Raw genomic sequence first — 6,249 nt, 5'->3', positions numbered from 1 at the left:
CAGGCGCACGCCGCTCACTCTGCACCGTCCGGGGCGGGCTGTGGAGTCCCGCGGGAGGGAGTGAACGGACCGTTCGTCCCATCTAGTTGGACGAACGGTCCGTTCACCCGGCTCGGCCGTGCGGGCGGCGGCGGTGTGCGGTGCGGCACCGCTCGACCCGAGCGCGGGCGGCGAGTGCCGCGGGATCCGTAGTGAACGGACCGTTCGTCCCATCCCGTTGGACGAACGGTCCGTTCACTCCGCAGCGGTGGGTGCGCGCTTCGGGAGGCGACCGGAGGGGCGCCGGTTCGTAGGAACGTACGAGGGACGGGTGTTCACCCGTCCGGCATTTCGGGTGTTCCACCGCTGGTCAACCTCCGTTCGCGAGTTGTGTACTGGGACGACCACCCACGGCGACGGGCTACGAGTGGTGCGGCCCTCGTCGACTCCGACCGACAGGGGGAAGCGCCGTGGACTTCCTGCGCCCGGCCTCGTGGCGCGAGGCCCTGGAGATCCGGGCGGCCCGCCCCGCGGCGACCGTGCTGGCGGGAGGCACCGACGTGCTGGTCGGGCTGAACTTCGGCCACGACCGGCCGGAGGTGCTGCTGGACCTCACCGCCACCGGCGCCGAGCAGGAGTGGTCGGAGTCGGACGGGGTGCTGCGCATCGGCGCGCTGCTGCCCTACGCGCGCCTGGTCGACGAGCTGGGCGACCGGCTCCCGGGCTTGGCGACGGCAGCGCGCACCGTCGGTTCTCCGCAGATCCGCAACCGGGGCACGCTCGGCGGGAACCTCGGTTCGGCCTCGCCGGCCGGGGACGGGCATCCACCGCTGCTGGCCTCGGACGCGCGCGTCGAGGTGGCCTCGGTGCGCGGTACCCGGACGCTGCCGGTCGCGGAGTTCTTCACCGGGCCCAAGCGCAACGCGCTCGCCGCGGACGAGCTGATCGCCGCGGTGCACGTGCCGACCGCTTCCGGCCCGCAGCAGTTCGCGAAGGTCGGCACCCGCAACGCGATGGTGATCGCGGTGTGCGCGTTCGCGATCGCCCTGCACCCGGACCGGCGGCGGATCGGCACCGGCGTGGGGTCGGCGGGCCCGGTGCCGTTCCGCGCGACGGCGGCCGAGGACTTCCTCGCCGCCGAACTCACCGCGAGCGACCGGTGGGAGCGGCCGCGGGAGCTGCCGGACCTGGTGGTGCGGCGGTTCGGCGAGCTCGTGGCGGCAGCCGCGCACCCCGTCGACGACGTGCGCGGCACCGCCGGGTACCGGCGGCACGCGCTGGGCGTCCTGGCCCGGCGGACGGTGCTGCGGGTGTGGGACGAGCACCGGAACGGGAGGCGGTCATGCGCGTGAACTTCACCGTCAACGGGCGGCGGCAGCGGGCCGACGACGTGTGGGAGGGCGAGAGCCTGCTGTACGTGCTGCGGGAACGCCTCGGCCTGCCCGGGTCGAAGAACGCCTGCGAGCAGGGCGAGTGCGGTTCGTGCACCGTGACCTTGGACGGGGTCCCGGTCTGCGCGTGCCTGGTCGCGGCCGGCCAGGTCGAGGGCCGGGAGGTGGGGACCGTGGAGGGGCTCGCCGACGGCGACCGGCTCAGCGAGGTGCAGCAGGCGTTCCTCGACGCGGGCGCCGTGCAGTGCGGGTTCTGCACCCCGGGCCTGCTGGTGCAGGCCACGGATCTGCTGCGGCGGCGCGCCGACCCGTCGGACGTGGAGATCCGGGAGGCGCTGGCAGGCAACCTGTGCCGCTGCACCGGCTACGAGAAGATCGTGGACGCGGTGCGGCTCGCGTCCCGGCGGGAGGCCGGCCATGCCTGAGCGGTTCGTGCTCGACGGTGCCGCGGTCGTCACCGTCGACGGCGCCGAGCACGCCGAGGGCCACGTGGTGGTCGACGGGGGCCGGATCGCCGCGGTCGGCGCCGGCCGGGCCGATCCGGGGCTGGGCGAGCGGATCGACGTGCGCGGTTGCCTGATCACGCCGGGCCTGGTCGACGCCCACCAGCACCTGTACCAGTGGGTGACGCGCGGGTTCGCGCCGGACGCGCCGCTGTTCGACTGGCTGACCTCGCTCTACCCGGTGTGGGCGGGGTTGGACGAGGACTGCGCGCACGCGGCGGCCGCCGCGGGTGCGGCGCGGCTGGCGTTGTCGGGGGCGACGACGATCGCCGACCACCACTACGTGTTCCCCCGCGACGGCGGTGACGTGTTCGGTGCGGTGATCGCCGCGGCCGGGAGCATCGGGGTGCGGCTGCACGCGGTGCGGGGCTGCATGGACCGCGGGCGTTCCCGGGGCGGGTTGCCGCCGGATTCGCTGGTGGAGGACGCGGACGTGGCGTTGGCGGGCACGGACGCGGCGATCGGCCGGTTCCACGATCCGAGTCCGGGGTCGGTGGTGCGGATCGCGGTGGGCCCGTGCTCGCCGTTCAGCGTCGGCGAGCGGTTGCTGCGGGACGCCGCGGAGCTGGCGCGGGCGCGCGGCGTGCGGCTGCACACGCACCTGGCGGAGACCGCGGAGGAGGAGCGGCGGTGCCGCGCCGAGTTCGGCCGCACCCCGGTGGAGCACGCCGACGCCCTCGGCTGGCTGGGCCCGGACGTGTGGCTGGCGCACACCGCGCACCTGTCGGCGGCGGAGGTGTCGCGGCTGGCGGAGACGGGCACGGGTTCGGCGCACTGCCCGAGTTCGAACGGCCGCCTGGGGGCGGGAACGGCGCCGCTGCGGGAGCTGCTGGATGCGGGCGTGCGGGTCGGGCTGGGTGCGGACGGGGCCGCGTCGAACGAGGCGGGCGGGATCGGCGAGGAGATGCGGCAGGCGCTGCTGACGGCACGGGCCCGGCGGGGTGGAGCTCCACCTGGGGCACGGGATCGGCGGGGTGCGGCGCTACCGGCGGAGCGGGACCGGCCCGGCACGGCGCGACCTGAGGACGCGGACCTGCCGGGCGCGGCGACATCGGCCGATCGGTCCCGGGGGCCGGCGGCGCTCTCGGTGCGGGAGGCGTTGTTCGCCGCCACCCTCGGCGGTGCCCGCTGCCTGGGCAGGCAGGACGAGCTGGGGTCGCTGCGGCCCGGGAAGCTCGCCGACCTCGCGGTGTGGCGGCTCGACGGGCTCGGTCACGCCGGGATCGAGGATCCGGTGGCGGCGCTGGTGCTGGGTCCGCTCCCGCCGCTGCGACTGCTGCTGCGCGGTGGCAGGCGCGTCGTCGAGGACGGCGCCCTCACCGCGGTGTCCGAAGTGGACTTGGCGCGCGACCTGCGCGCCGCGAGCGGCCGGATCCGCGCGCGATCCGGGGCACGGCACGGGGAGGTGGCCCGATGAGCGGTCCCACGCGCACTCCGCAGCACCTCGACACCGGCATCGCGGGCGGCATCGGGGAGTCCCCGTTGCGCCCGGACGGCACGTTGAAGGTGCGCGGCGAGTTCGCCTACTCCTCCGACCTGTGGGCGGAGCACATGCTGTGGGGCGCGACGCTGCGCAGCCCGCACCCGCACGCGCGGATCACCTCGATCGACGTGACCGGGGCGCTGTGGCTGCCGGGGGTGCGCGCGGTGCTCACCGCCGCCGACGTGCCCGGCCGCAACCGGTACGGGGTGAAGCAGCAGGACCAGCCGGTGCTGGCGGAGGACGTGGTGCGCTACCGGGGCGAGGCGGTGGCGCTGGTCGCCGCCGAGCATCCGGAGATCGCGCGCCGCGCCCTGGACCGCATCGCCGTGGACTACGAGGTGCTGCCCGCCAGCACCGACGCGGAGCTCGCCGCGCACGACCGGGCGCTGCCGCCGCTGCACCCCGGCGGGAACGTGGTGCGCCACCAGGTGATCCGCAAGGGGGACCCGGACGCGGTCGCCGACGTCGTCGTCTCCGGCACCTACACCGTGGGCATGCAGGACCAGGCGTTCCTCGGCCCCGAATCGGGGTTGGCGATTCCCGCCGAGGACGGCGGCGTGGACCTGTACCTGGCCACCCAGGACCTGCACTCGGACCGCACGCAGACCGCGGCCGCGCTCGGCCTCGACCCGGAACTGGTGCGGATGACGCTGTCCGGGGTGGGCGGCGCGTTCGGCGGGCGCGAGGACCTGTCGATCCAGGTGCACGTGTGCCTGCTGGCGCTGCGGACCGGGCGGCCGGTGAAGATGGTCTACGGCCGGGAGGAATCGTTCCACGGCCACGTGCACCGGCATCCGGCGAAGATGTACTACGAGCACGGTGCCACCCGGGACGGCGAGCTGGTGTACGTGAAGGCGCGGCAGTACTTCGACGGCGGTGCCTACGCCTCCAAGACCCCCGTCGTCGTGGGGAACGCGACCACGCTCGGCGTCGGCCCCTACCGGGTGCCGAACGTGGACGTCGAAGCCTGGGGCCTGTACACGAACAACCCGCCGTGCGGGGCGATGCGCGGGCTCGGCGCGGTGCAGCCGACGTTCGCCTACGAGTCCCAGATGGACCGGCTCGCCGCCGAGCTCGGCATGGACCCGGTCGAGCTGCGCATCCGCAACGCCATCGCCGAGGGCGACACGATCCCCACCGGGCAGCGGATCGACCACCCGGCGCCCGTCGCCGAACTGCTGCGGCGGCTCACCGCGATCCCGCTGCCCGCGGTCGGCGGCGACCGGGACGTGCGGGAACTGCCCGGCGGTGTCGGCGGCACCACGCACGGCGAAGGGGTGGTGCGCGGCATCGGCTACGGGGTCACCATCAAGAACATCTGCTACTCCGAAGGCGCCGACGACCACTCCACGGCCCGCGTCCGGCTCGCCCTCGTCGGTGGCGAACCGCTCGCCGAAGTGCACACCGCCGCCGCCGAGGTCGGCCAGGGGCTCGTGACCGTGCAGCAGCAGATCGCCCGCACCGAGCTCGGCGTCGAACGCGTCACCATCCATCCCAACGACACCTCCGTCGGCCCCGCCGGATCCAGCTCCGCGTCCCGGCAGACCTACGTCACCGGCGGGGCGGTGCAGGCCGCGTGCGCCGCGGTGCGCGACGCGGTGCTGCTGCGCGCCGCGGAACTGCACGGCGTCACGCCCGCCGCGCTGTCCTTGCAGGGCGGGAAGATCGTGTCCGCGACGGCGGGCGTGCTCGCCGACCTCGCCGAGGTGCTCGGCGACGGGCCCGTCGAGCACACCCGCGAATACCACCACCGGCCCACCTTCCCCATGGGCGCCGACGGCGCGAGCGAACGCGTCCAGGTGCAGCACGCGTTCTCCGCGCACCGCGCCGTCGTCGACGTCGACGTCGAGCTCGGGCTGGTGAAGGTCGTGCGGCTCGACTGCGTGCAGGACGTCGGCAAGGCCGTCAACCCGGACGCCGTGCTCGGGCAGATCCAGGGCGGCAGCGCCCAAGGGCTCGGGCTCGCCGTCATGGAGGAGGTGCAGGTCGTCGACGGCGCCATGCGCAACGCGTCGTTCACCGACTACCTCATCCCCACCGCGCTCGACATGCCGCCGATGGAGATCGACGTCGTCGAACGCGGCGACCCGCACGCGCCGTACGGGGTACGCGGGGTCGGCGAGCCACCGACGATCTCCACCACGCCGGCCGTCGTCGCCGCGATCCGCGCCGCGACCGGCCGGGACCTCACCCACGTTCCCGTGGCACCGCACCACATCGTCTGAGCCCCGTTGGAGAACCACGTGCCGTCGACCGAACTCACCGACACCCGCTGGGCCGCGGAAGCCGTGGCACTCGCCGCCGGCAGCGTCACCCACGGCGGCGGACCGTTCGGCGCGCTCGTGCTGCGCGCCGGGCGGCCCGTCGCCAGCGGCACCAACCTCGTCACCGCCGAGCTCGATCCCACCGCGCACGCCGAGATCACCGCGATCCGCGCCGCCTGCCGGGAACTCGGCACGTTCCACCTCGACGGGTGCGTGCTGGTCAGCTCCTGCGAACCGTGCCCGATGTGCCTGGGCGCGGCGTTGTGGGCACGGCTGGATCGCGTCGTGTACGCCGCCGACCGGCACGACGCGGCGCGCGGCGGGTTCGATGACCGGGCGTTCCACGACCTGTTCCGGCACCCCGAGCAGCCGTGGCCGACCCGCGTCCGCCAGGTGCCGCTGGCCGAACGGGCGGCACCGTTCGAGCGGTGGCTGGCGAAGGCGGACCGCGTCGACTACTGAACCGCCGCCCTGCCGGAGTGAACGGACCGTTCGACCAACTAGATCGGACAGACGGTCCGTTCACTCGCGTCGAGGCGCGGCGTCCGGCGACCACCCGGGCTCGCGACGAGCGGGGGTGAACGGACCGTTCGACCAACTAGATCGGACGAACGGTCCGTTCACTCCAT

General features: G+C 74.7%; 5 protein-coding genes. All 5 read left to right on the top strand.

The annotated features are described in order from the left end of the window. The first annotated feature begins 449 nt into the window (after positions 1 to 449). The 5 genes from LCD33_RS26320 to LCD33_RS26300 are packed head-to-tail and all read left to right on the top strand — an operon-like array spanning position 450 to position 6,082. Positions 450 to 1,331 (top strand): xanthine dehydrogenase family protein subunit M, encoded by an 882-nt coding sequence (locus LCD33_RS26320; protein WP_224978391.1) that lies wholly within the window; start codon positions 450 to 452, stop codon positions 1,329 to 1,331. Further along, entirely contained in the window at positions 1,322 to 1,795 is a 474-nt protein-coding gene (locus LCD33_RS26315; protein ID WP_224960597.1) for a (2Fe-2S)-binding protein, read from the top strand. The genes LCD33_RS26320 and LCD33_RS26315 overlap by 10 nt, the downstream gene beginning before the upstream one ends. Further along, entirely contained in the window at positions 1,788 to 3,290 is a 1,503-nt protein-coding gene (locus LCD33_RS26310) for an amidohydrolase family protein (RefSeq protein ID WP_224978390.1), read from the top strand. The genes LCD33_RS26315 and LCD33_RS26310 overlap by 8 nt, the downstream gene beginning before the upstream one ends. Next, positions 3,287 to 5,581, top strand: coding sequence for a xanthine dehydrogenase subunit D (pucD, locus tag LCD33_RS26305; protein ID WP_224978389.1), 2,295 nt, complete (start codon positions 3,287 to 3,289; stop codon positions 5,579 to 5,581). Before LCD33_RS26310 ends, pucD begins: the two co-directional genes overlap by 4 nt. A gap of 18 nt (positions 5,582 to 5,599) precedes the next feature. Next, the gene (locus tag LCD33_RS26300) at positions 5,600 to 6,082 is read left to right on the top strand and encodes a nucleoside deaminase (protein ID WP_224960602.1); all 483 of its coding nucleotides are present in this window, start codon (positions 5,600 to 5,602) and stop codon (positions 6,080 to 6,082) included. The last annotated feature ends 167 nt before the right edge of the window (positions 6,083 to 6,249 follow it).

Source organism: Saccharopolyspora sp. 7B, assembly GCF_020177435.1.
Taxonomy (GTDB): Bacteria; Actinomycetota; Actinomycetes; order Mycobacteriales; family Pseudonocardiaceae; genus Saccharopolyspora_C; species Saccharopolyspora_C gregorii.
Note: the sequence above shows the minus strand (reverse complement) of the source record. Positions and strands in the feature narration are given on the sequence as shown.

Excerpts from the sequence above, each read along its gene's own strand:
- LCD33_RS26315 (WP_224960597.1), top strand. The coding sequence starts at position 1,322 with ATGCGCGTGAACTTCACCGTCAACGGGCGGCGGCAGCGGGCCGACGAC.
- LCD33_RS26310 (WP_224978390.1), top strand. The coding sequence starts at position 1,788 with ATGCCTGAGCGGTTCGTGCTCGACGGTGCCGCGGTCGTCACCGTCGAC.
- pucD (WP_224978389.1), top strand. The coding sequence starts at position 3,287 with ATGAGCGGTCCCACGCGCACTCCGCAGCACCTCGACACCGGCATCGCG.